The following is a 23484-nucleotide window of genomic DNA, read 5'->3' as shown; positions in this document are numbered from 1 at the left end:
CTTGCAATAGCAGTTTCTTGGGTTGTAGGTAATCTGGTTAAGAATCTGTATCTGCTGCTGCCAGGATCTCTGATATTCGCCAGGTACCTCAGATAGCTGAGTGTCCCAGCCTAACTTTCTCTCGATTTATTGATGACGACGCTGGTATGATATTATATAGGCTGGACTGCGATAGACCATCGGGTCGGCTGGCTCGATTCCTGCTGGTAATCGGGATGGCAGAAAGAGCAGATCACGCTCCACTGTAGCACTATCATGGACTGCTTCCGTAATTTCAATAACACCGATATCGATAGTTTTGCGTGTATCTGGCCATGCAATTGAAGGATTATCTATTTCATCTCCTGGCTCCGGAAGCTGGACGCGGAAATTAAACCTTATAGGAGAGTCAGCTACTCGCTGACGGATTTCATCAGCAAGGTAATTGGGGGATGCTCTCGCAATTTCCTCCTCAGATAAAAACTGATTGCCTGCCTGAGGAACTATTTGGTAGCGCCCAAAACTGGTCTCACCCTGTGCATTGGTGAATTTGAAACTATTGACAGCATAATAAGTGAGTGTTGCATAGCTTACTGGAGGTGGCAGTTGCGACTCAAGAAACGACTTCGCAATCGGATGTGCAGCCAGGTAAATATCAGCCGGTGTAGGCGCAGCAACACTAGGTCCACTTGAACCAAGCGCGATCAAGAGTTCCTTGAACTCATCAATTGTGGCGACGGGGAATCCATTGAACGAATGCGTTATCAGATCCGTTTCCGTCCCATCCGGCAGGTGGAATTTCAATGCAAGACCGCGTGGGCTTGAAAGAGGATCGGTATCCGAGATCGTGAGTATGCCGGCAAAGTCGGAAAATCTGACGGTTATGGGAACTGCGATATCCTGAAAGTGCGGTGCCTTGCTCAAAGTTGATGCCTGCTGGCTGGGAAGAAACCTTCCCCTCATCACTATACCTTTCGCATGGACTGCGCGGCCATAGGTTTGCTTGCCGAAAACCAGATTGAGCGCATCGACCAGCTCAGCAGGTGTTGAATTCTGCTGAATGGGAAAGGATTTCAGGTTTTCTTCTGAATAATTTTTCCCAATTTTGTCGTCTGAAAGTGCATGATAATTATTTTCCTGTGACATAAATATCTCCTTTCAATTTGTTGTCGGAAACGACCTTCTTCATGTCATCGTCCAATTCTGTACCATATGAGACCTGCCTTCGATATTGATGACCTTTACACGCCTCTTTCTTTCCGCTTATTGCTGAAAATCACTTTTTAACCTGTTTGCTACCCTGAATGAGTTCCATAGATCAGCAGGTTGATTGTTATAGTACACAGCTAAGTTTGCGAAAGATTCATTTTATGGTCATGTACCAGGAATAAGTGCTGTTTTTGTGCCTTCATCGGATTGTGTTTGATCTGTTTCTGTATTGGTCAAAAACACGTAATGGAACGATATGCAGCATTTAATAATATAAAATCTACAGAATAACTTATTCTTAATATTAATAATCTTTAAAAAAATGAATAAGTCCTGCACTAGAAATAAATTTGCTCTTAAATACGAATTCACAATTTTAGTTTTTCTTGGAACTCATAATAAATAAGGAATAAAAGGTTCTTTTAGATAAGGAATAAAAGATACCTTTAGATAAGGAATAAAAGATCCTTTTAGATAAGGAATAAAGATACTTTTAGATAAGGAATAAAGATACTTTTTGAATATTTGCAGGAATTAACCATTTAACTGTTTTTAACAGGTCTATGTTAAATCTTCTTCATAAAAGTAGAGTATACTCTTGAATAAATACATGAGTATATGGTGAAGTAATAAAATGGAGAGTGTTTACTCCTCTCCCATTTCTTTTCTAAATTCGATGTAATCTCTTTCGACTTCCTCAAGTTCGTATTCCATATTTCTCCCCCTCATTTTATGATTTTTTATGTAGATTTCTTATCCATAAATCATTATTGAATCGAGCCTTGCAGTACCGGTTTTTGTCCAGTAACTGCAAATATTACAATACTGGGTCTCACCATCTGAATGTAATTCCAGGTTACCCCTGCATTTTGGACATGTTTTTAGATATTTCATGAATAAAACTCCTTAAAATTCTAGGTAGTATTCTACGGGAAATTCTTTTGCTTTATTCCAACTCCAACACATAGGATATCATAAAAATATATTAAATAAATGATATCAAAAATTCTATCAAAGCAAAAAATTGTTTAACGCAAAATATTTCAGGTTCATTATAGAGCAGGACTTACTCAAACTTAAGATCTATTTTGCAGGACTAAATAATATCAATAAAACAGCGCAATTGTAAGAGTTATATAAAAAATATTTTTTTAAAAGGATACTCTTAGTCAAAAGATAATCTCTTAGTCAAAAGATGATTAAGAATACAATTTATTATACTTTTTACAAAAAATTGGCTTTGTAGAATACCTGAATATATTCAGATACTTTTGCAAATGACTATAATATTGCATAGCACAACAGATCTCGGTTTAATACCAGCCCGTTCGGGCGCTAAACTGATATTACATGATATAGTAAATAAGATGAGAAAAGATCTTAATTAGTAAGGGGAGATATGTATGAGTTCTAAAGATAATCTTAAAGCCGCATTTACCGGCGAATCGATGGCAAACAGAACATACCTTGCCTTTGCGAAAAGAGCCGATGAAGAAGGCTATCATCAGATAGCTAAGCTCTTCAGAGCCGCTGCTGCTGCTGAAACAGTCCATGCTCTCAATCATTTTCAGCGGATGGGAGGGGTTGGAACCACAATGGATAATCTCAAAGATGCTATTAGCGGCGAAACGTATGAATTTACGAAGATGTACCCTGAATTTATAGAGGAGGCGAAGAAGGAAGAGGACAAAAGAGCCCTCTGGAGCTTTGAAGTGGCAAACAAAGTGGAAAGAATTCATGCCGCACTATTTGAGAAAGCCTTGAACGAAATTGGGCAGAATGAAGAGGTTGATTACTACGTCTGCAGTGTCTGTGGATATACTTTAGAAGGCGAACCTCAGGGAAACTGTCCAATTTGCGGAGCAGCTTCTTCCAAATTCAATAAAATCGACTAAAAAATAGAACAGCTTTTCTGACATTCGGCGCAACATACGAGAGCTAACAAATTTGAAAAGGCTCTCCGTTTACTTTTTTGCTATTAAGCTTCTCATTTAATATCTCTTTTTATATTTCTTATCTCATTTTCTATTTCTTTCTAAAAAGAATGTTCCTTAAATCATTTTCTATTTCTTTCTAAAGAGGATGATAATCAGGAAACGTATCTTTATTGTCAGGAATTGAATTTTCTGCGAGTCAGAAAGTCTTTGTAAAAAAAATCACTAGTAAAAGTAAATTCGGCTTATCAAGGAAAGCTCTGTATCTTTAAAATATTTAATAAAAATATTGGTCTCAACACAGGTTAAAACAGAAAACTAAAAGATAGAAAACAGAGAAAAACAGTCATTAAGAAATTGCCTGGAGGTATTTCATTCTTTCACTGTACTCCCCCATATACAGTTTCTCCGAAATTATCTCCCTTGCCGCTTGTTCGAAGATATATCAGTAACCTCCAGGCAATCTTTTATATTGACGCTATCCCCCACTTTATTCCCTTAGTCCTCCACTCCGGAATCTACTTAGTATTGTATTTTATTTTAAATTTATGACGCAAAAAATAGTTTCATATAAAAAAATATTCTATGATTGAATTTTTTTATTACATTATAATTTTCAATATCATTAAAATTTAAAATGAAGCTAATTTTTCACGCCAAAAATGATATATAATTATATCACTATATTAATTTCCAGATTAAGAGTAATAGGGTTCCTCTTAATCTTTGGGTTGGATTGCAGGTAGGGACGAGAATAGGGACTCGACCCTACCATCTACTTCTCAGCTAATTTTAAGGAACAACATAGCTCTGTGATTACTAAAGTCTCATTTCCAAAGTCTCATTTTGTAACATCAATCTCCAGGCTGAAAGCTTCAATAACCGGGGATATGTTGAGGACTCGGAAACCCTTGAAACCTCCAGGGTAAGCCAGAATAGAGTCCTATCTATGGCACTTATCCATGAAGAACTGCACGAAGGTGGAGAAATCAATAGGCTGAACTTCTCTCTATATCTGGAGAACCTTGTTGAAATCTTTTTTCCAGACTTACAGGCTTGGAGATTCCAGTATCAGCTTAAGCATGGAACTTGAAAGAATATTTTCTTTGATATGCATACGGCAGTGCCTTTTGGGTTGATTGTCAATGAACTTGTTTCTAATTCTTTAAAGTATGCATTTCCAGACTGGATCAGCTAATTTTTTAAAATATGCATTTCCATACCGAATCAAGGGGGAAATTAAGATCAAACTCTTCATTCGGGAGGCTGGAGACAAGCTGAATAATAAATATAAGCCAGACAAGATGCGATACTTTTGAAGATAATTTCTCCAGGAAATACGCACTTCATGTCTTATTTTTGAGAATACAGGCTTCTAGAGTTCCTTAAACGTAAATAGAGCGTGATTTAACATAAATATGATAAGTGCCATTAATAAATCTAATCAAAATCAGTTGATTAATGAAAGATCTATGATAAAAGCAGGCAGTTCTTTTTTCTATAAGGGAAAACGGTGTATTGTTGGCGCCGTTATTTTAATCAAAGGGCTGCCTTATATGGTCACAGCATCCCATATCTTCCGGGGGGAAGGAGATAATTTGATAGTGAATGGGATGGAAGTTGCTGTTACCAGTGTTCTGAAAGCTTATGATCTTGCCCTGATAAAGCTTCCTTATGAACATCCTGTTAAAATAACCGAACTTGGCAGTGCAACTGAACTGGAGGAAGCTTTTCTTGTCAATGATATTCATATTGTCCGGTGCAGGGTGGTCAATGCCGGAGCTTCACTGCTTTATCTGGGCTTTAGGTGTCTTGATATGCCGAAACCCGGAGACAGCGGCTCCCCTATCCTGCAGGAAGGAAAGGTAATAGGGCTTCTATCCTCGATAATGCTTGACAGTTGCATGGGAATTGCGATTTCTTCTAAAGTTCTCCGCAGCCTGGGAAACGTATGAAAAATTAGAATCAGATCGGCTCTAAACATTGCTCTTTTAAGGAAATAAACATTTTCGAAAATTTTAATAAAAAATCCCCTAAAGGGTCTCTTTTTTAAGAAACAAAAAGCTTTTAAAATTCCCCTATAATTTGCAGCACAATTTTTCTTACCTTCTCAATCCTATCAAAATTAATATATACGATCTGCTGTCCAGTTCCTGTGGCAATGTCTAATATTTTGGAACCTTTTTTGGCATTTGTAGTATTTACCACTTTATCCATTACACCGGAAAAAGGCATAACTACAGTATCATAAAAAGGAGCCAGTGTAGAAGAAAACCCTTTTTACTAGTAGTATTCCCTTTATTCATCAGTCAGTTTTCTGCCTTAGTTGATGTTCTGTTGCTCAAGGTTGGGTGCAGGACTTGTGTTTAAATTTAAAGCACAAATTATGAACAGGTAATAGGTTTGAGAAATAAACGATGAAATAATAAATTAAGAAATAAACGACGAACTGATGAAAAAGGAATTCAGAGAGAGCTTCATAACTCTTTATTAGCTCTGCAGATCGGACAATTTTCAGTTTTATTAATCTTCAGCTCACTAAAAGAGCATGAAAGCCCGTCCCATAACAGGAGGCGTCCTTCCAGAAGCTTTCCTTGCCCTGTTATATATTTAATCGCTTCATTAGCCTGGATGGTACCTATTACCCCTGGAGTTGTTCCAAGTACCGGAAATACCTCTTTTTTTAAGGACGTAGGAAAAATACAGTAAAGGCATGGAGTTTTTCCCGGAATTACAGTCGTTACCTGCCCCCTGTATCCCGAAACCGCTCCATGAACCAGGGGTATGTTCCGTTCCACAGCAAGCCTGTTTAGCACATGCCTTGTATCAAAGTTGTCCAGCGCATCTATTATGAGGTCACAGGAAGGAACTACCGAATCTGCGTTTTCTTCGGTAATTCTTTCTCTGATCGTTTCGATTTTTATTTCTGGGTTCAGGGAGAGGAGTTTTTCCTCTGCGGATTTGATCTTCTCTCTCCCTACATCTTTTTCATGATGGAGAAACTGCCTGTTGAGATTGCTGAGTTCGACCGAATCAAAATCTGCAAGTATTATTTTCCCGATACCTGCAATGGCAAGATAGGTAGAGATCGGAGATCCAAGCCCTCCTGCCCCAGCAACGAAAATTTTTGCTTTTCTTAATTTTTTCTGGCCTTCTTCTCCAAAAAGCATTATCTGTCTGACATATTTTTCTGCTATATATTTCTCCATTTATTGTACTCCGGGTCTCAATGTATATATTTGTAAAATAGATCTCGTTTTCTTCAGCCTCGGGCGCATCGGCAACCTTTTCCTTGCTCTGTCTATTACATGTTTTGAGATCTTTCCAATCTCATAGATGGAAGAAGGGTTCCCAAAATTCTCTTTCATATAGGCAAACATCGCTTCGACAACTTCTTTTCTTATAGGAGTTGTAGCCGAGTTGTCAATGTAAACTGCCTTATCATCAACAATCACATTGTCGCCTTCACAATTGTGAATAATCATAACAATTGTGACTATTTAAGTTTTATTGTAAAATATACGGAAAAGATAAGTGTTCAGGAGAACCATAGGTTTTTTCGGAAATTCTGAAAACTGTTAAATCAAGCCACTCTCTAGATATATATTACTTCTACCTTCTCCTTTTCAAACAGTCTTACTATTATTTTCTACTAATAATAAATATATATACTGAAGTTATATTGTTCTCAATTGTAAACCTTAAAAAGTGAGGTAATTATGGAAACTCCCTGTCAGAAGATTGTGTGGGATCTGGTTCCCGCAATAAGAGCCAGCCTTGCAATCGAACTTGTAAAAAAAGGACAATTACAGACAATAGTGGCAAAGTTGCTTGGGATTGCCCTGTCTGCAGCTTCTCAGTATATCTCGGGAAAAAGAGGATACAGGATCGAATTTCAGGGCGAGACGAAGGAATTAATTGAAAAGCTTGCTCAGGATCTGATCGACAATATGGTTTCTGACGATGTATAACGGATCTGTGAGATCTGCGTGAGTGCCCGGGGGATTGAAATGAGGTGCAGCAGTATATGTGGTCCGGAAGAGCAAGCCGATAATGAAAAGGAATGCATACCGGAAGATAAAGCGTAAGACTAAGAAGAACTGAGGCATAATACCGATTTTTATAAGTTTCTTTGTCTTTTTTCTATATCTTTTCATTGTGTTCCTTTGATTTTTAAGCGCAGTTTTCTAAATAATAGAAACTTCTCGATAACTATATTTAACATAAGACGAATTCACAATTGTGAATTTCCTGCAAATTGCCCGTATGTTACAGCAGTACGGGCAACCCAATCCGAGTTTTGGGCAGATTGAAACATCATCTAGGAAACTGTAACGAGTTCTGAAAAAAGTTTGAGTGAATACTGCGCAAAAATTTAAAATCTAGTGAATGTCGTTTGCCAAGTCCTGAGTTATTTACATAATACACAAGAAAGAGTTTCAAAATCTTACCCCTTTTAATATATTGATCAGTTTAAAATCAGTTAATAGGTTTAATAATGCCTCATATAATAGAATTGCTTGGAAAAACAAGAGTAATTGTAACAGATGGGAAGGTCATCGAAGTCGGGCAGCCGTGGTCTCTATGAATATCCTTCCCCATTCCCGCCGTATCTGGGAATATGGAATATCTCTCGAATCCAGCATTGCCGCAATTCCCTGCACAATTTTTTGAGATCCCTTTGTTTTCTTCATGAGTATGACTGTCAAACTCAATTTTTTCTTTCACTATAAGAACACCAGCTATGTATCAATGAATGACCCAGAAATCCAGCACTTCAAAAAAATAAAATCATCTTTCTAACTGAGTGATAGATATCACGTCAATTCCGAAAATTCTAATAAACTTATCCAATAATTTGGACTTATTAGTGCAACCTGTTATCTGTAACATTATAGAGTTGACGTGATAGCAGTATTGCGATTCCAGGAGTATTTCATAAATTCGGAATCGGTCAGAGAGGTTCCAGCATCTTTGTGAGTACGAACTCCTGCTTTAGTATACGGTTCTTAAGCATTGTACAAAGCCTTTCTGCCCTTGCCCTGTCTGACTGCCTCAGGGATATGGGGACATTTCCTTCAGCCAGTTCTATGGACCCAAGCCTTGCACGGAATACTCCTTCACGGCACTGGAGTGTACAGGTTCCACAGTTAATACACAGGTCTCTGTTGATAACGCAATCATTTGAGATTGCTTCTGTTGGACATGTGCGCATTGCAGCACAGTTCGGATGGTGCAGACATTTACTTTCCTCAACGCGGATAACTTTGTCAGTGCCTTCCCATATATGCCCATAGTTTACTTTTGCATGTGCAGTACGCCCGTTTACATCCGATACCGGTAATGGGATATCCCGGTCCAGAATTTTTAACCCCTCAAGGATCTCTTCGTCAAGAACAGGGATAGGGACTGCAAGCGAGGTCAGACATTCAGGACCGTGTGCGGTTTTCATCCCGCCCATCATGGTAGGGTCCATACCTTTCATATCTGCATAGGCTGAGACGTTTGGCTTATCAGGACTAGCCCTGGTACCTTTTCCCATGATATAACCCGGTGCACCGTTTAAAAGCACTCTTGTGCCCACACCTATCGATCTGTGGGAGGGGTCATTATGCAGAGGGTTTATCTCCCCGCACCCTGATACTGTCGCTTCCGTAAAAGGACCTGTAAGTCCTGTCACAGAGAAGATAGAGCTTATCGTGGAAGAGGTGGGGTTTATCAGTGCGTGATAATTTTTGAACGCAAGTCTTGTAGTGATTATTCGGGCGAGTTCAATCTCATCAAGCGTAACCTGATTTTCGTAACTCCTCCCATGTGCCTCCACCAGCACATCAATAGTTTTTCCTTTTACAAGATCCCGGAAAAGATGCCCTCCGCCATAACGATCATCGGCATGGGCTGTCCCGTTAATCACAAGATCTACAACCCCAAGTCGTTCGTTAGGGCAGGGACCGGGCTGGGCAGGTACGCCGTTTAACCATACAGCGTCCGCCCTTTCAAAACTGCACTTCCCGGCTACGGGTACCATCATAACAGCCATCGTGCCGGACATTACGCCAAATGTTCCGGTTGTGACCACATCCACATCATCGACAGTCACTTTCTGACCGTTGCGAACCATGGACTTAAATTCTGCTGCAGTCAGGACTATCGCATCATTGCAGGCAATTCTCTCGTTAATTTCCTCAATCGTTTTCATAGTACCCTGTCTCGTTAATTTCCTCAATCGTTTTCATAGTATCCTGATATCTTCAAGCCGGACGTGAGTTCCGAAGGATTTCTGGAAAACCATATTCACAAGAGCAGTGTGTGCAAGCCCTATCATGCAGTTGCCAGGCAGGAAATACTGACGTGTTCCAAAAACAGGAGGCTTTTTTACAGGACTGGCAACTCCTTCAAAAGCATGGACGTGATATGCCTGTACATCATGAACATCTTCTTTTCGTGCTTCCATTGGGCCCACAGTATGACACTCGATTACGCCCGTAACCGGATTTGCACTCAGAACTCTAAGAGCATGGTAGACCGGGCACCCAGGACCTGCAGGACGGCCAGTTACAAGGTCTCCTTTTTTTATTCCCCATACTTCAACAAGATCGGCCCTGAAAGGCACTATAAACTTCCTGGCTGACGGCTCATCCGGAAACGGGAGTAGAACAAAATCATATTCCTTCCCTACAACATCTATTCCCGAGTAAGTAAAATCTTTAGCCTGGGATACAAAATTTCTCAGGTTTGGAGTGTTTCCCAAGCTCATGATGTTTTCCTGGCTTCTTGTTTTCTCTTTACTGTAAAAGGGGCAGAGACTTGGTTCTGCCAAACCTCCTTCAAGCCGGTCAACAAAGCCAGAGCAGGTCTGGGAACCGCAAGCTCCACAGTTTTTACCAGGCGGAGTCCATTTATTCATCTTCAGTCACCCCTATATACGGGCTCCGACATATCGAGCGGACGGATAATCCCAAAGTGGTTTTTCCATCCTATCTCCTTTTTGCCGATACATACCGTACATACACCAAGCGGAGGAGATCCCCTTAGCACTACAGGTTCCGTGCCTATCTCAGGCTGGTTGGCAATCCGCCTCATGAGATACCTCAGCCCGGTTCCCTGGATTGCATTTGTTTCCACAATATCAATACCTGGGACTACTTTTCGGATATTTTCCCTGAAAACCTCTTTTTCAGCCTGTGAAACAAGATCGGTCTTGGTAACGACTGCCACATCCGCAAGTGCAAGCAGGGGCGCCATTTTAAAAGGAGAGTTTGTGCCTGACATCGAACTTACAACCGCAATCCCGAGTGAATCTGTTGTATAAGGCGTACACCTGAGGCAGAGACCCGCACTCTCAACTATCAGAAGATTTCTTGAAAGGCTCGCAGCCCAGTGCAATGCATCTTCAAGCACAAGGATTCCCATGTGGTCGGGACACACATCTCCGGAATATATCTTTTTGACAGGAATGTCAAACTCTTCTGCAAGCTCTTCGTCTTCAGTTGCATGCACCACGTCAATCTTCAGGAACGCAGGAAGTGCTCCCTCTGGGAGGTTTTTTATAACCTGGCGGATCACAGCTGTTTTTCCTCCGCTTGGAGGGCCTGCAATTATAAGAAGTTTCATCTGTAGCTTACCTCCTGTTCAACCGCAGCCATCAATGTCTCTGGAAAAACCTCCCTAGAGTTTGATGGGAAAGCAGCTCCCAGCCTTATTTTCTCACGGATTTTATGAAGCTGGTCTTCGACTAAGGCAAGTTCTTCGATAAGGTGTCTTTCCCTGCCCATTGGCTCGATAACAGAGGAAACTCCCCCGTGTTTCATCACTATGCGCCGGCTTGCCTTAAGGGCAAGATAAGGATCGTGAGTTACAAGGATAACAGCCTTGTTTCTTCCCTGAAGCGACTCGATTACCCGGTCTTTAAAAATGCCTGCGTTCTCGATCTCGTCGAGCAAAAGTATTGGGGTATCCCCGATTACAAGAGCATCGGCAATCATAAGTGATCGGGTCTGACCCCCTGATAAGCCGCTCATCCGGCTTTTAGGGCTGATAGCTTCGCCCGTAAATGTGTTTGCAAGCTTTATTGTCTCATCAAGCAAGTCTTCCCTGCCAGGTTTTCGTGCCTTTATATGCATCAGCAGGAATGCTTCGACCGAGAGATCTGCCAGACAGCGCGTGTTCTGGGTTATGAGGGAAATCGGTTTGAAAGCAGGTTCGCGTACAAAAGCTTCGGGAGGCTCTTCTCCATTAATAAGAATCCGCCTGCCTGTTACACTATCCCCCTGTGCAAGGGTCTCAATATCATTTATTAAAGCGGATTTTCCCGAGCCGGTAGGACCTACAATTGACAAGGTGTCTCCTGCCCTTATCTCTATGCTGTCAAATCCCTCCAGTTCTCCGAACTTGTTTTTTCCAGCTTGGATGGTAAGAGTGAACTGTTGAGTCATATGCTCAAGAGTTTAGCTCCAGTTTTTATAAGGCTTTCCACAAAAATAGATATTTCTAACCTAAATAGACAATTCTTGACTGAATTATATCCTAATAAGGATATTATATTGGAAATATCGGAAAAATAGAAAAGATAAACTAATCTGAATTTGTAAGACTCTTCAGAGAGTTATGGGGACTGCAATTAGATCAGTATGCTATCAGTACGCTATTATTAGATCAGTATGCTATCAGTACGCTATTAATACTCTATCAATACGCTATCATTATCATTCAGCACATAATAGAGCTGCATAAGTACAGTTTCAAAGGTCTCTATGAGGTGTAAGGTCGCAGCCTGTACACAACAGGCACATTGTCTGCGCTTTATCTGCACAGAGAGAGTTGCGATCAAGCATATCCCTCAACATATTCCCAAGTTTTAGAAGCCGTGCAGCATCCGGTCTGGTAATATTTTTTACATCTTTTCTGAGAGGATGAGGGGATATAGGCCTGAGAATAGGAATTATGCATCGCTCAGTAAGCTGTTTAATACCTCTTCGGACGGTCTCGTCACTTTCCCCAAGGCCAATTATGAAGTTCGAAGATACCCGATTTCGGCCGAATACATCCACTGCTGTATCAAGAGAATCAAGCACAGAATCCAGTGAAAGATCCGGGCAGAAGCGGCGGAAAAGTACAGGATCCATGGTCTCGACATTGTACTTTATCTCGCATGCGCCTGCCGAATAAAGTTCTTCGGATGAGGTCTTTGTGGGATACAGTGAGACACCTATAGGAAGGTCATACTCACGTGTAAGCTGCTTTACAATTTCTGCCGCCCTTCTGACCTCTTTCTCCGGCGAAACGGCTACACCCCTAGCAATTACTTCTTCACCTTTAACAACGACAACATGTTCATCTTCAGGCATTATACACAAAGGAGAAGAATCATTAATTGCTAGCCTGACCCGTTTGTCTCCTGACCTGAGAAAAACTGAGGAGCATCCTGCCCCTGGTCCAGCTGTAGCCATACTACTATGCTGGTCAGGAAGAAGCGAGCTGTCTACCCGAACACTTCCAATACTTATCAGGTATGCTTTTATAAATGCATTAAGTTCAGCGTCCATGGTTATACCCTTTAAAGAAGCATATTGCGATGGTGTATTTGCTAAGTTTGGTTCTTGTTTACCAGCAGGAAGTTTTCAATGGTGAAATTAAATTCATTAACATCAGTATTTTTAAGATGTTAACAATTGTGAATAGATTAATGGTAACTATTGTGAGCTTAAAAAGGTTATGATCAATTCCGATTAATAGAAGAAAAAGAATATTAAAACTCGAAGTGAAGGGATTTTTATTGTAGCTTTCCCCTTGCAGATTCTACTGCTGCTTCGCCAGCAATTTTGCCTGCAAATGCATCAGCAAGGAGCTCGAGTTCAGTCTCTGAACGGTTTTTTTGTAAAAGTCATAAGTGACAGTTGCCTTAAGAAAAGAGTCTTATTATTATGGCGACTATGCCATACTTCGTTTCTGCTTGCAGATGAACCAACAGGGGCATTTGATGCAGCTACGATTCATGATAATCTCTTTGCTGAAATCCCTGGCTGGAGAAATGACCGTAGTAATGGTCACCCATAATGGAGAACTTGCAGCGTATTCTGACCGCATCATATATTTAAAAGAGGAAATGTCGCGGAATGAAAAACATGAATAAAAAATTGATTTTTGGAGTTTGCTAGTACTCGCAATATCTTTAGTAGCAGCCGGATTCGCAGGAACCGGTTCTACAACAGGTGAAAATGATACAGGTTCTGCAAAAGCTACCTGGGTCACTGCACAGGCAAGTGCAGATCAGGTATCCATTCCAAGCCAGCTCGGTGGTTGAAAATACAAACGTTCTCTTTAAAGTGAATACTGACATAGGCGAAATTGTAGTCATGGATTACCGGTTTGATGACAAGGTCTTTGTCAGGTCCAATGTATGCCCTCCATGCAATTCAATAGGATTTACGCTTGAGAACGGTACTCTTGTGTGTGATTCTTGCGGTACTGTCTTTGATGCTGAGACAGGTACGGGTATCGGAGGAGGTTGTGTAGCATTTCCAAAAGAGAGCATTCCTTACACAATTTCAGAAGATAAGATAACCATGAAACTCGATGACGTGGTAACTGCACACGAAAAAGCTATAGAACCAAATTAAATCTCTTTAAGCTTTTTCAAACTTTACTATTTCTGGCAGTTTCTGACAGTTTTTCATACCAGTGACTGGCTTGAGATCTACAGGGATGTACTTGCCAGGGATGTGAGAATCTATGGCTGTTTCAAAAACAGTGAGCTTGTGGGGGATACCTCCTTTTTGTTAAAAATATCAAGGGAATCCTGAAAATAGTATCTTCGACCTGCAATTCGACTGACTATTGCGGACCTCTTATAAAGGAAAATTCCAGCTCCAGAACAAGCAAACAAGTACAGGAGATCCACGAAATCCTTGATGTACTCAGTAAATTCCTTTCAAAGCAGGGCTTGATAGTATCCACCTGAAGTTTTCTCCCGGAATCGAGGATATCAGACCATTTATCTAGAACAGCTGGGACTCCAAGGTTCACTATACCCACCACCTGGATCTGAAGGAAAATGTAGATAAGAACATTTCCAGAACAATCCGGAAAGACCTTAAATCCGCAGTTAAAGCAGGGCTCAGGATCGGGATATGCAATATGATCCTGAAATCTATTACGATTTGTTTTCCAAAGTTTATGAGAGACTGAACTGAAACCCCCGTTGCCTAAGAGGTTTTTTTGGGAAAGTTTTTGACCTGATTCGGAAAAAGAATATCGGTTACATGCTTGTATCCGAAACTCCCGAAGGAGAAGCAGTCGCAGCACATCTGACTCTTTACGGAAAGAAAAGTACGGTCTCCTGGTCTTCCGCCCGGGACCCGGCTTTTAGCTTGAGGGGATCCATTGCTCTTCTTTACTACAATAAGTTTCTTGACCTCCAGTCCAGAAATTTTGAGTATACGAATGTTATGGCAGGAAATGTTCCCAGATTTGCGAACTTTATTATTGCATTTTCTCCGAAACTGGTACCTTACTATAGTGTAACCTTGGAGAATAAAAGGTACTCAATTCTGAAGGCTTTATACAAAATTGCGACATAACATAAAACCGGGTTTATTTTTACAGATTTGCTGTTAGTGTGAAAATGAGGAGGTTTTAAAAAATAAATCTGGAAAGCAAAGGGAAGGTACAGGAGTCATTTAATTAGCCGAGCACTCAAGAATAAAGGAGGATTTATAATTACAAGTTTCGCATCTTTATTTGCTAATTCTTAATTCTTAACTATGGATATACCCTTTTTTGTAAGAAATACCTCGTTAATATATAAGCTGCTTACAATTAAATAAAACAAATTTTTATTTAATTGCTAAAATGAATAAAATTTTATTTTTAGCAGCAGGGCTTGTACAGCTGTTTTATATCTGCCAACAAGGCAATTTTCATCCTTAATCTACGGATACAGATGATCTTCAGGTACTTTTTGCCTTCATATATAGATAATATTAAAGATGATTATGATCTGTTATTCGAACCATTCTTCTATACCATACTTAATTGACTTAAGGCATTTTTTGCCCTAAAAAATAGTTTTAAATATTAATAATGAATATGTTATGTTATCAGTTCACAATTGTGAATTAGATTTGCCTGGTGGCGGAAATGCTATGTAGTGGACTGCAGATCCATTTATCCCGGTTAGATTCCAGACTCTGGCTTAAAAGTTTTTTCTATCATGAGAAAACTTTTAACAGAAAAAATTTAATGCATTTTTTAGCATGAAGGAGGTTTTAACAAAGCAAGCAAAGCCGAAAATGGATTAAAATCCAGACTTCACAATTGTGAAGTGCCTGCAGCGAATCAAAATCTACCTAACGCCCTGTATGAATACCAAGTCGTAGATGAACAGACAAAAAACAGCTATAACCCACAATCTTTTGAATAGCCCGTTTTCCGCAGGAATCCACAGATGCAATAACTGTGTACGCCTGTGGAATCTCGGGCGTATAAGCAAAACTAAATTTATATGAATGCTGAGATGGCGGAAAGGTTACGCAATGGACTGCAGATCCATTCATCCCGGTTCGATTCCGGGTCTTAGCTTAGGGATATTATGGATATAAGAACACAAAAAACGTTTGAGGCACTTTTTGCCCTTGAGGATATTCGGGAGATACTTAGACAAAGACTTCCAGATACTATAACTCCAGAAGAAGAACATTCCATTAGAAAAGGAGTGGACAGAGTCAGAAAAATTCTGGATGATATAGAGAACAGTACTGGGGTCCCGGAAATCAGGAAAATAGCTAATAATATTGATATCCGGTCCAGAGAAGAGAACTATATCAATATACAGCCAATTCAGGCAGCAGGAAGGCTTACACCTGAAGCCCGAAAAGCTCTCATAGCATACGGTGACGGCTACTCCACCTGTGACGCCTGCCGAAAACCCTTCAGGCTGGACAAAATAAGCAGTCCGCCCATAGCACCATTTCATGAACAACTCGCAAGTTTCGTTAACATGGATGTTGCTCGTGTAGTTCCTGGTGCAAGGCGCGGCTTTCAGGCAGTGGCTTCCACTCTGGTTGATAAAGGTGACTCTGTTATTGTTTCAGCTCTGGCTCATTATACAGAGTTCCTGGCAGTAGAAGAAGCAGGAGGAATAGTAAGAGAAGTGCCCTTAAACGAGCACAATATCGTAACAGCAGATGCTACTGCTGAAAGGATCGAAGCAGTAAAGCAAGAAACAGGAAAGCTGCCTGTGCTGGTAATGATAGATCACTTTGATTACCAGTATGCCAACGAACACGATGTAAAGGGCATAGCAAAAGTTGCACATCAGTATGATATTCCTCTTCTGTACAACGGTGCATATACTGTTGGGGTTATGCCTGTGGATGGAAAGGATATTGGCGCGGATTTTGTTGTGGGCTCAGGTCACAAAAGTATGGCATCGCCTGCACCGTCAGGGGTACTGGCAACGACTGAGGAATGGGCTCCGAAAATATTCCGCACAACACAGATGACGGGTGATCTTACCGGACGCAAGTTTGGCGTTAAAGAAGTCGAAATGCTAGGATGCACACTTATGGGCTCAACATTGCTGGGTATGATGGCTTCATTTCCTACAGTTAAGGAGAGAGTAAAAAACTGGGAAGATGAGTTGAGAAAATCAAACTATCTAATTGATGGTTTACTTGCTATAAAAGGCAGTAAAGTTGTCTCTGAGTACCCACGTAAACATACACTATCTAAAATCGACACTACCGAAAGTTTTGATGTTATAGCACAGAAACATAAGCGGAGAGGTTTCTTCCTTACAGATGAACTCTCAAGTAAGGGTATTGTCGGAGAATTTGCAGGAGCCACACGCGTCTGGAAACTCAATACATACGGACTCTCATGGGAGAAAGTTCGCTATGTAATAGATACTTTTCAGGATATTGCTGACAAATATAATCTTCAAGTAAAGAGGGAGGATAATTCAAATGACAACAGAGAACTATAAGCTAGGGACGCTTGCACTTCACTCTGGGCAGAGTCCGGACCCGGTTACAGGAGCACGAACAGTACCCATATACCAGATAACGTCATATGTCTTCCGGGATACGAATCATGCAGCCAATCTTTTTGGCCTCAAAGAGCTTGGCAACATCTACACCCATATAAGGAATCCTACTAATGACGTCTTTGAGAAGCGCATTACAGCCATTGGAGCATAACCTTTACTTGTAGATTTCCGAAACCTCACAAAACTTTCTTTATTGTTCTCTGTCGCATATTTCCCTTGTTTCTACAGGCATGGAAACAATATTAGTAAGTGAGATTAATAAATCCTTTTAGTCTTATACAAAAAAACATACTGGGTTATAGCTTTCTCTGGGGTTGCACGTTTTTAAAGGGTATAAATTAAGTGAAATACGGAAAAAGGCATAGGCACTTCTTTTCTGAGTTATAATGTTATTAACCTTAATCATCGCTCAGGTAGTTGATTTCACGGGGTCTGCTGGTTCTGCTGTTTTGGCTGGTCTCGTTGCCCTGAATAGTTTCATGATCGTTGTCAGTCTCATGACTCAGACTGGTTTCATTATTCTGGCTGGTCTCTGAGTGCTGGCTATCTTCGTATCTCTTCGCAGCTTCATGTTCCAAGTAGATTACCCGGTCTATTTGCCCTTCAGGATAGCCTTCATCATAGCCGTCTCGGTAGCCATCGTTGTAGAAGCCGCGGCTTTCATTCAGGAGACCAGCTTTGACATTGTAATGTTCACCTTCGAGAGCAGCCTTGTAGCTTTCCCGATAACCGTCTATATAGCCCCGCTGGTATCCTGGAGTTTTTACACCCCAAAATACTGCTATTGCTACTGTTAGCCCTGCTATGAAAAAGATAGCTAGTGAAATAATTAACATTCTTTTTAATCTGTCATATGGACGCCTATTCTCTAAGCTTTCAAACAATCTGAGTAAGTTTTTATATGCTTGGCTTACCAATCAACTTCCCTCGGCAAATTTTTACTACTTAAATATTCACATTTATTTTTCTTAAACAGCATAAATATTCTAATTATTGTGACCATTTCAGTTATCGGTATTGTTTTAATTCTGATATTTGTAACGACTGATTAAATTTTTTACATATTATTTGCAGATTATTTATGCGTCATTTAAGGGACTTCATCTGTCCTGTGTTACTACTTAAAGTGTATATTTCTTTTGATTTAATTCTCTCAGCAGATGCAATGCCCGGTAAATATTCAATTTAAGGCATGAGTTCAGGTGCTAAATCTAACTGGATTTTTTATCGTAAGTGATCCTGTAGCCATGATCCAGATGATAAGGACTATGAACCCGGCAATTGTGCAGTCACTCCTGCCTGGCGGGAAAAAAGTGAAAGGTGTCATGTAAGGTATAGATGCGGTTGGCTATCAGGCAGGAGACCAAGAAGATCCCTCAAAAGAAAACCCGACCCTGGTAATAAATGATCTCGTAAGGTTGGTCAACCCAACAGGTAGTCTCGGGATTATAGGGATTTATTCGGCAGATGATCCCAGTAGTCGATGAACATGCAAAAGAAGGGAATATCTCCTGCCATTTGGACACTTGCGGGAAAAAGGCTTGATCGCTGGAACAGGCAGACTTCGGTCAAGAAAGTTATCTTGATGCTCTGGGACAGATAATTGCAGGAGCAGCAAGTCCGGGCTTCTCATAAATAATAAATATGATGTGAGAATATTGGTATGTACCATACCGTTATCCGATAGTAATTTTTTGAATAACGATTGCCTTTGTGCTTAATAATCTGCGTGGAATATAGCATCTGAAATCAAGCAAGCAAAATAAATATATTATAGAAGTTACAACTTATTGATTATATTATGTCAGTTGAAAACTTGAATGAGGTTCTATGCCCAAATCCCGAATGTGAATATTACCAAAGAGCGGAAGGAAAGGCTGTTATAAAACGGGGAAAGTATAAGACCGGACATCAGAGATACTACTGTAAACATTGCGGAAGATTTTTTATGGATACAGTAGGCACCCCCGTTTACCGTAAACATCTGCCTGCAGATGAAATAAGGTTAATATATCGGCTTTTTCTGGAAAAAAATGGGATACGAAGTATTGAACGAATAACAGGGCACCACAGAGATACGATAAGCCATTTGATAAAAGGTACGGTAAGGAATGAGAAAACGGAAGAATACCTTATCAAACATATCGGGCTTACAGCAAATGAATGTGAAAAATTATGGGCACTTCTGGAGAAAAAGCGAGGAACTTCCCGGGAGTAACCCTGAAAAAAGCCGGCTGAGGCTTCAAGTATATTGCTTTGCCTGATACTGATAATGGCTGCATTTACTCAGCCCGAAGAGCTTGACGAAAGTATAATTTACGAAGACAGATTTACTAAGACAGTACTTGTGAAAATTGCTCAATTCCTCAACCGGTATTATCTCAGGCATGCATTTTACAGGCTTACCTGTAACAATTGCGGTCATAGCGCTTACACCCTTTGCAACGAAAGCCCTTCAATTCCTGTTTTTCAGCTCAAGAGAACCGCCAGAAATGCTCCCAGTCGTTGAGGAAAATCTTCCTCTATAATTCTCCTGTTGCTTGTAATCTACTGCCTGAAAGATGTGAAACGGTTCTCAGCTCCGTATGGGATTCCTGAACTATTTATCATAGGCCTGTTGTCGGGCTGCACTTTAGGAAAAAAATGCCATACTCAGTATCTTCATAGGGGTCGGATTTTATGTAATACCTTTGCAGTTCAATGTTTTTTCTTTCTCTTACTTTACCCTTTTATTAATGATCAAGTTATCTTGACTTACCCAATCCAAATAATTTGTTTTCTCGGGTTAGATATGCTTCCAAATTTCCCAGATTACGAATTCGGGCAAAAGCTGCAATCTAATAAAAAACAGATGATATACAAAAATACTTATATACATCAAGAAGAGTTGCTTTTGTAATAAGTGATTCTATATGAGTGGAAAAAAAATAGATGTGTCCTTACTTAAAAGCAAGGGATTTCTACCTCAGAGGCAGGAAAATATGTTTTCAATGCGGCTGAAGGTAGTGAGTGGGAATCTGGACGCCAAAAAACTACGGGCAATTGCAGATGCAGCTGAAAAATATGGTTCTGGCTATATTCACATAACATCAAGGCAACAGATTGAGATCCCTTTTGTTAAACTTGAAGATACTGAAGCAGCAAGAAATGAACTTGAGAAACAGGGCATTTCAGCAGGCTCTGCCGGAAAAAGGGTAAGAGCAGTTGTCGCCTGTCAGGGAAATAGGGTCTGCAGAAACGGCTTGATCGACTGCGAGAACCTGGCATGCAAGATAGATGAAAAATACTTTGGAGAAGCTGTCCCTAAAAAGTTAAAGATTGCAGTAACAGGCTGCCCTTCAGCCTGTGTAAGACCTCAGGAAAACGATTTTGGAATCATGGGCAATGTGAAACCTGAAATTCTTGGAGAGAATTGTGTCGGTTGTAAGCTCTGCGAGAAAGCGTGTAAGGTTGGAGCAATAAAAGTCCTGGAAGATAAAGCCTTTATAAATACTAAAAAATGTATTCTCTGCGGAGCTTGTATTGCTGCCTGCCGGAAAGATGCCCTGAGGGCAGGAAAAATCGGATGCACGATTTTTGTTGGAGGAAAGGCAGGACTCCAGCCCATGCAAGGGATTAAACTTCTTGAACTTGCAGATGAGGAGCAGGTATTTTCAGTCCTTGAAAAAACCTTTGAGTATTACAGGAGAGAAGGGCTTGACGGTGAGAGGCTCGGAGATCTTCTTGAAAGGATGGGAATGGAAAAGTACAGGAAGGAAGTCCTTTCCTGAAAATTCCTTCCCATTTTTAATTTTCTCCTGAATTCCAGTTTTCTTAATTTTCCAGATCTCCAATTTTTCCCCTGCTTAAAAAGTCTGCCAGTTTAACTAGCACATTTAACCTGTCGACCTGGCGCGAATCCCAAGCCAGGCTATTATCGCCCCCAGCCCGATAATGAGTGCAATAAAACCTATTAGCCATCCCACAATGGGAATTTCATATAAAATTGCAAACACAACTGCACCGACAAGATAATACGCTATTTCTCCGGCTTCCTTTTTTAAGATTTTATTATAGATTAGCTCACCTGCAAGCAATTTGACAGGTATTGTCGCAATGAGAACCGCAAGTGCCAGAAGCAGGATTATCAGGACCGAGAGGCTCCACCCGAATATGGTAATAAGCAGGATTAACGCAAGTACAGGGAGGAAAATCAAAGCCAGAAGGCCCAGTAGTGCAGTTTTCAAAGGTGAATCTTTTACAAGATCTGCAACCCCTCTTACGAAACCCGGGAAAAGATATATAAGAACCAGACCCAGGATCAGGGCTGCAAGCAACCCTATAATAAATGATAAAACGTTAAACCCTCTGGCGGCACCTGCATATTGCTCTTCGGTTGCATTTACCTGAGTAATATTGAGGTTTCCGCCTACTTTATCATCCAGATCAGGGGGATAATTCTCAGCTTGCAGTTTTAGATCCCCTCTAAGCTCGAAGTCGTCACCGGCTCTTAAAGTACCTGCTGAGATATCCCCATTTCCGTTAACGATTCCATCAAGCGTTATTTCTCCTCCGCCAAGTAGAAGATCCCCCTCGACAACGCTATCCCGGGAAAGAAAAATCTGACCGCCTGCGGCTGCTACATCTCCGCCTACATTCCCGTTAATCCGGATTGAGCCTCCAGCTGCGATAATATTTCCCGAAACGTTGCCGTTAACAATTAACTGCCCGCCTGCACCTATGAAATCGTCTCCAATATCCCCGTTTATTTCAAGCCGGGAGCCTGCAAGCACCAGATCTCCCTGGATGTCCTCGTCAATCTGAAGGTTATCTCCACCCCCAAAAGCGTTTCCTGAGCTTGTATATTTAAGAAGATCTTCATCGACAGCCCCTGCTGAGTAAGGCAGTGCAGCAAAAAGAATTATAAATAAAATAAGACCTGGTACCAGTGATTTTCTCATAAATCATCCCCCTTTACTAAAGTACTTCTTAGTTCCCATATAATTGCCCTGTTTATCAAAGAAGATTCCCAGAAATTATGAAAGGTTTAGCATAAAATTCAACTTGAAACATAAAAGTTAAGAAAGCTCCAGTGAAAATTAACACGGATATAGCTTAAACAGCTTCTCAGTATTTTAGATTCATTCCAGTAACAGATAAAAGCTTTCCAACTTGAAGCTGGATGGAACACTAATTTTTCTCAGGTGCTTCAATCAATTCCAGACAGTTGCCACGAATTAGTGTGGATTCTAGAAGTATTGTTCTTCAGCCTGCCTGATTTCTCCTCTGCTGGATAACCCCCATTAAAATAATTGAAAACATCGTTTCCATGAAATCCCATGGCTGCTAATGTCTTTATAACAGCTTGACTTCCCGGTTAATAATTGTTAATTAAATGGATATATAATTTTCAATGCATATAATTTGGTTAGATTCACCTTATAAATTTACAGGCTTACAGAAGTTTTTTAGAGTCAAAAATATTCCACATCGACAGCGTCGAGTACCTTTATTCTTATTAGGCAGCATTTGATCATTTTTCCAATAATTATAATTGAACCTGACCTGTTAGTTTTATACGCCTTCGTTTAATCCTTCGATTTCTTTAAGTATGAACTCAATTTATCAAGTAGAATCAAAATTAGAATAAAAAAGTTGCAAAAATGGAAAATAATAAAGGAAAAATTTACTGAACCTTACATAAACCGTTCAAATCTTTCCTTTCTGGCTTTACAAATCGGACAGACCCCAGGTGGTTCGTCCATGGCAGAGAGGTATCCGCAAACCTTGCATCTCCATACTGGCTTTGAAAGTTTTCCTGTGAATTCCATATTTTCTATCATCTCGGCTCTTTTCTTTTCTTCTTCTCTTTCAATATCTCTCTGCTCTTTGGGAGGGCGCCTTTCTGGAACCGGTTCCACGCTTCTTTCTCCCCGGATGACCTCGTCCGAAACATAGAGCGCACAGTAACAGGCTCCATAGTCATTCAGATCGGGATCTCGATAGTAGCATGGACAGACAATGTCCAGGTCTTCTTCCAGATTATTGGCAGAGAGCCGGCACGGGCAGGACCAATAGCCGTACCGCCGCTCGTTGACGAGCAGCCCCCATATAAGCTCTTTTGTAAACTCGACATCAGGATTGAGGTGATATCCCGACGCTTCTACCTGCTTATTCAAATGCCTGTAGACTTTGTCCACAAGCTCATCTGTTATACCTTCCTCGGCAGCTTCTTCCTTTTTCAGCCCAACATCCCCTTATAATTAAAATTTCTTGGAAAACCAATAGATTTTAATGAAGCTTTTCTAAAAAAGTTTTATCAAAGACTTTTTTAGC

At 40.5% G+C, this 23484-nt stretch carries 26 protein-coding genes, 1 tRNA gene and 1 pseudogene; 15 read left to right on the top strand and 13 right to left on the bottom strand.

What is annotated here, in order from left to right; genetic code table 11:
- Positions 1-126 precede the first annotated feature (126 nt).
- Positions 127-1125 carry a catalase family peroxidase gene (locus tag MSTHT_RS04305; protein WP_082086764.1) on the bottom strand — a complete coding sequence of 333 codons (999 nt, stop codon included), beginning with the start codon at positions 1123-1125 and terminating at the stop codon, positions 127-129.
- A gap of 1466 nt (positions 1126-2591) precedes the next feature.
- On the opposite strand from MSTHT_RS04305, the gene MSTHT_RS04300 reads away from it, so the two are divergent.
- From MSTHT_RS04300 to MSTHT_RS04295, 3 genes and pseudogenes are all read left to right on the top strand, one after another.
- Entirely contained in the window at positions 2592-3083 is a 492-nt protein-coding gene (locus MSTHT_RS04300) for a rubrerythrin family protein (protein WP_048166711.1), read from the top strand.
- A gap of 892 nt (positions 3084-3975) precedes the next feature.
- Positions 3976-4302 (top strand): annotated as a pseudogene (locus tag MSTHT_RS15495) (histidine kinase dimerization/phosphoacceptor domain -containing protein); the annotation flags it as partial.
- Between the two features lie 376 nt (positions 4303-4678).
- Entirely contained in the window at positions 4679-5077 is a 399-nt protein-coding gene (locus MSTHT_RS04295) for a serine protease family protein (RefSeq protein ID WP_231588189.1), read from the top strand.
- A gap of 112 nt (positions 5078-5189) precedes the next feature.
- Here MSTHT_RS04295 and MSTHT_RS15010 read toward each other — a convergent pair whose 3' ends face one another.
- From MSTHT_RS15010 to MSTHT_RS04285, 3 genes are all read right to left on the bottom strand, one after another.
- Positions 5190-5339 (bottom strand): hypothetical protein, encoded by a 150-nt coding sequence (locus MSTHT_RS15010; protein WP_231588188.1) that lies wholly within the window; start codon positions 5337-5339, stop codon positions 5190-5192.
- Between the two features lie 260 nt (positions 5340-5599).
- Positions 5600-6331, bottom strand: coding sequence for a HesA/MoeB/ThiF family protein (locus MSTHT_RS04290; RefSeq protein ID WP_048166709.1), 732 nt, complete (start codon positions 6329-6331; stop codon positions 5600-5602).
- Entirely contained in the window at positions 6332-6607 is a 276-nt protein-coding gene (locus MSTHT_RS04285; RefSeq protein WP_231588187.1) for an aminotransferase class V-fold PLP-dependent enzyme, read from the bottom strand.
- Between the two features lie 234 nt (positions 6608-6841).
- Here MSTHT_RS04285 and MSTHT_RS04280 point away from each other — a divergent pair, with 234 nt between their 5' ends.
- Positions 6842-7093, top strand: a complete 252-nt coding sequence (locus tag MSTHT_RS04280) for a transcriptional regulator (RefSeq protein ID WP_048166707.1) — start codon at positions 6842-6844, stop codon at positions 7091-7093.
- A 532-nt stretch (positions 7094-7625) separates the two neighbouring features.
- On the opposite strand, the gene MSTHT_RS15005 is transcribed toward MSTHT_RS04280, so the two are convergent.
- The 6 genes from MSTHT_RS15005 to MSTHT_RS04250 all read right to left on the bottom strand — a co-directional run bounded on the left by MSTHT_RS15005 (position 7626) and on the right by MSTHT_RS04250 (position 12667).
- Entirely contained in the window at positions 7626-7850 is a 225-nt protein-coding gene (locus tag MSTHT_RS15005; protein WP_048166706.1) for a hypothetical protein, read from the bottom strand.
- A gap of 226 nt (positions 7851-8076) precedes the next feature.
- Complete coding sequence (locus tag MSTHT_RS04270) at positions 8077-9321, bottom strand: methanogenesis marker 16 metalloprotein (protein ID WP_048166705.1); 1245 nt, start codon at positions 9319-9321, stop codon at positions 8077-8079.
- A 33-nt stretch (positions 9322-9354) separates the two neighbouring features.
- The gene (locus MSTHT_RS04265) at positions 9355-10029 is read right to left on the bottom strand and encodes a (Fe-S)-binding protein (protein WP_048166704.1); all 675 of its coding nucleotides are present in this window, start codon (positions 10027-10029) and stop codon (positions 9355-9357) included.
- A 2-nt stretch (positions 10030-10031) separates the two neighbouring features.
- Entirely contained in the window at positions 10032-10736 is a 705-nt protein-coding gene (locus MSTHT_RS04260) for a GTP-binding protein (protein WP_048166703.1), read from the bottom strand.
- Positions 10733-11557, bottom strand: coding sequence for an ATP-binding cassette domain-containing protein (locus MSTHT_RS04255; protein ID WP_048166702.1), 825 nt, complete (start codon positions 11555-11557; stop codon positions 10733-10735). The genes MSTHT_RS04260 and MSTHT_RS04255 overlap by 4 nt, the downstream gene beginning before the upstream one ends.
- 306 nt (positions 11558-11863) lie before the next feature.
- Positions 11864-12667 (bottom strand): hypothetical protein, encoded by an 804-nt coding sequence (locus tag MSTHT_RS04250; protein ID WP_048166701.1) that lies wholly within the window; start codon positions 12665-12667, stop codon positions 11864-11866.
- 434 nt (positions 12668-13101) lie between these two features.
- Here MSTHT_RS04250 and MSTHT_RS14375 point away from each other — a divergent pair, with 434 nt between their 5' ends.
- The 7 genes from MSTHT_RS14375 (at position 13102) to MSTHT_RS04230 (ending at position 17320) form a co-directional block, all read left to right on the top strand.
- Complete coding sequence (locus MSTHT_RS14375) at positions 13102-13254, top strand: hypothetical protein (protein ID WP_156149710.1); 153 nt, start codon at positions 13102-13104, stop codon at positions 13252-13254.
- An 18-nt stretch (positions 13255-13272) separates the two neighbouring features.
- Positions 13273-13425: a hypothetical protein gene (locus tag MSTHT_RS14765; RefSeq protein WP_181952260.1), complete on the top strand. Its 153-nt coding sequence runs from the start codon at positions 13273-13275 to the stop codon at positions 13423-13425.
- A gap of 22 nt (positions 13426-13447) precedes the next feature.
- Positions 13448-13741 (top strand): Fe-S-containing protein, encoded by a 294-nt coding sequence (locus MSTHT_RS04245; protein WP_181952259.1) that lies wholly within the window; start codon positions 13448-13450, stop codon positions 13739-13741.
- A 642-nt stretch (positions 13742-14383) separates the two neighbouring features.
- Positions 14384-14701: a hypothetical protein gene (locus MSTHT_RS13710; protein WP_052721829.1), complete on the top strand. Its 318-nt coding sequence runs from the start codon at positions 14384-14386 to the stop codon at positions 14699-14701.
- 929 nt (positions 14702-15630) lie between these two features.
- A tRNA-Cys gene (locus MSTHT_RS14370) sits at positions 15631-15701 on the top strand.
- A gap of 10 nt (positions 15702-15711) precedes the next feature.
- The gene (pscS, locus tag MSTHT_RS04235) at positions 15712-17106 is read left to right on the top strand and encodes an O-phospho-L-seryl-tRNA:Cys-tRNA synthase (protein WP_048166699.1); all 1395 of its coding nucleotides are present in this window, start codon (positions 15712-15714) and stop codon (positions 17104-17106) included.
- Positions 17087-17320 (top strand): PLP-dependent transferase, encoded by a 234-nt coding sequence (locus MSTHT_RS04230; RefSeq protein WP_048166698.1) that lies wholly within the window; start codon positions 17087-17089, stop codon positions 17318-17320. Before pscS ends, MSTHT_RS04230 begins: the two co-directional genes overlap by 20 nt.
- Before the next feature lie 247 nt (positions 17321-17567).
- On the opposite strand, the gene MSTHT_RS04225 is transcribed toward MSTHT_RS04230, so the two are convergent.
- Positions 17568-18005 carry a hypothetical protein gene (locus MSTHT_RS04225; protein WP_048166697.1) on the bottom strand — a complete coding sequence of 146 codons (438 nt, stop codon included), beginning with the start codon at positions 18003-18005 and terminating at the stop codon, positions 17568-17570.
- 366 nt (positions 18006-18371) lie between these two features.
- Between MSTHT_RS04225 and MSTHT_RS15340 the strand changes: the two genes are divergently transcribed.
- The 4 genes from MSTHT_RS15340 (at position 18372) to MSTHT_RS04210 (ending at position 20939) form a co-directional block, all read left to right on the top strand.
- Positions 18372-18500: a hypothetical protein gene (locus tag MSTHT_RS15340; RefSeq protein WP_259274591.1), complete on the top strand. Its 129-nt coding sequence runs from the start codon at positions 18372-18374 to the stop codon at positions 18498-18500.
- A 470-nt stretch (positions 18501-18970) separates the two neighbouring features.
- Complete coding sequence (locus MSTHT_RS04220; protein ID WP_048166696.1) at positions 18971-19387, top strand: IS1/IS1595 family N-terminal zinc-binding domain-containing protein; 417 nt, start codon at positions 18971-18973, stop codon at positions 19385-19387.
- Between the two features lie 54 nt (positions 19388-19441).
- On the top strand, positions 19442-19678 hold the full coding sequence (locus tag MSTHT_RS14365; protein WP_156149709.1) for a hypothetical protein: 237 nt from the start codon (positions 19442-19444) through the stop codon (positions 19676-19678).
- 403 nt (positions 19679-20081) lie between these two features.
- Positions 20082-20939 (top strand): 4Fe-4S binding protein, encoded by an 858-nt coding sequence (locus MSTHT_RS04210; RefSeq protein WP_048166695.1) that lies wholly within the window; start codon positions 20082-20084, stop codon positions 20937-20939.
- A gap of 105 nt (positions 20940-21044) precedes the next feature.
- Here MSTHT_RS04210 and MSTHT_RS04205 read toward each other — a convergent pair whose 3' ends face one another.
- Positions 21045-22109, bottom strand: a complete 1065-nt coding sequence (locus MSTHT_RS04205) for a hypothetical protein (protein ID WP_048166694.1) — start codon at positions 22107-22109, stop codon at positions 21045-21047.
- A gap of 735 nt (positions 22110-22844) precedes the next feature.
- Positions 22845-23348, bottom strand: a complete 504-nt coding sequence (locus MSTHT_RS04200; RefSeq protein WP_181952257.1) for a ferredoxin-thioredoxin reductase catalytic domain-containing protein — start codon at positions 23346-23348, stop codon at positions 22845-22847.
- Positions 23349-23484 lie beyond the last annotated feature (136 nt).

It is taken from the genome of Methanosarcina thermophila TM-1, assembly GCF_000969885.1.
Lineage (GTDB): Archaea > Halobacteriota > Methanosarcinia > Methanosarcinales > Methanosarcinaceae > Methanosarcina > Methanosarcina thermophila.
Note: the sequence above shows the minus strand (reverse complement) of the source record. Positions and strands in the feature narration are given on the sequence as shown.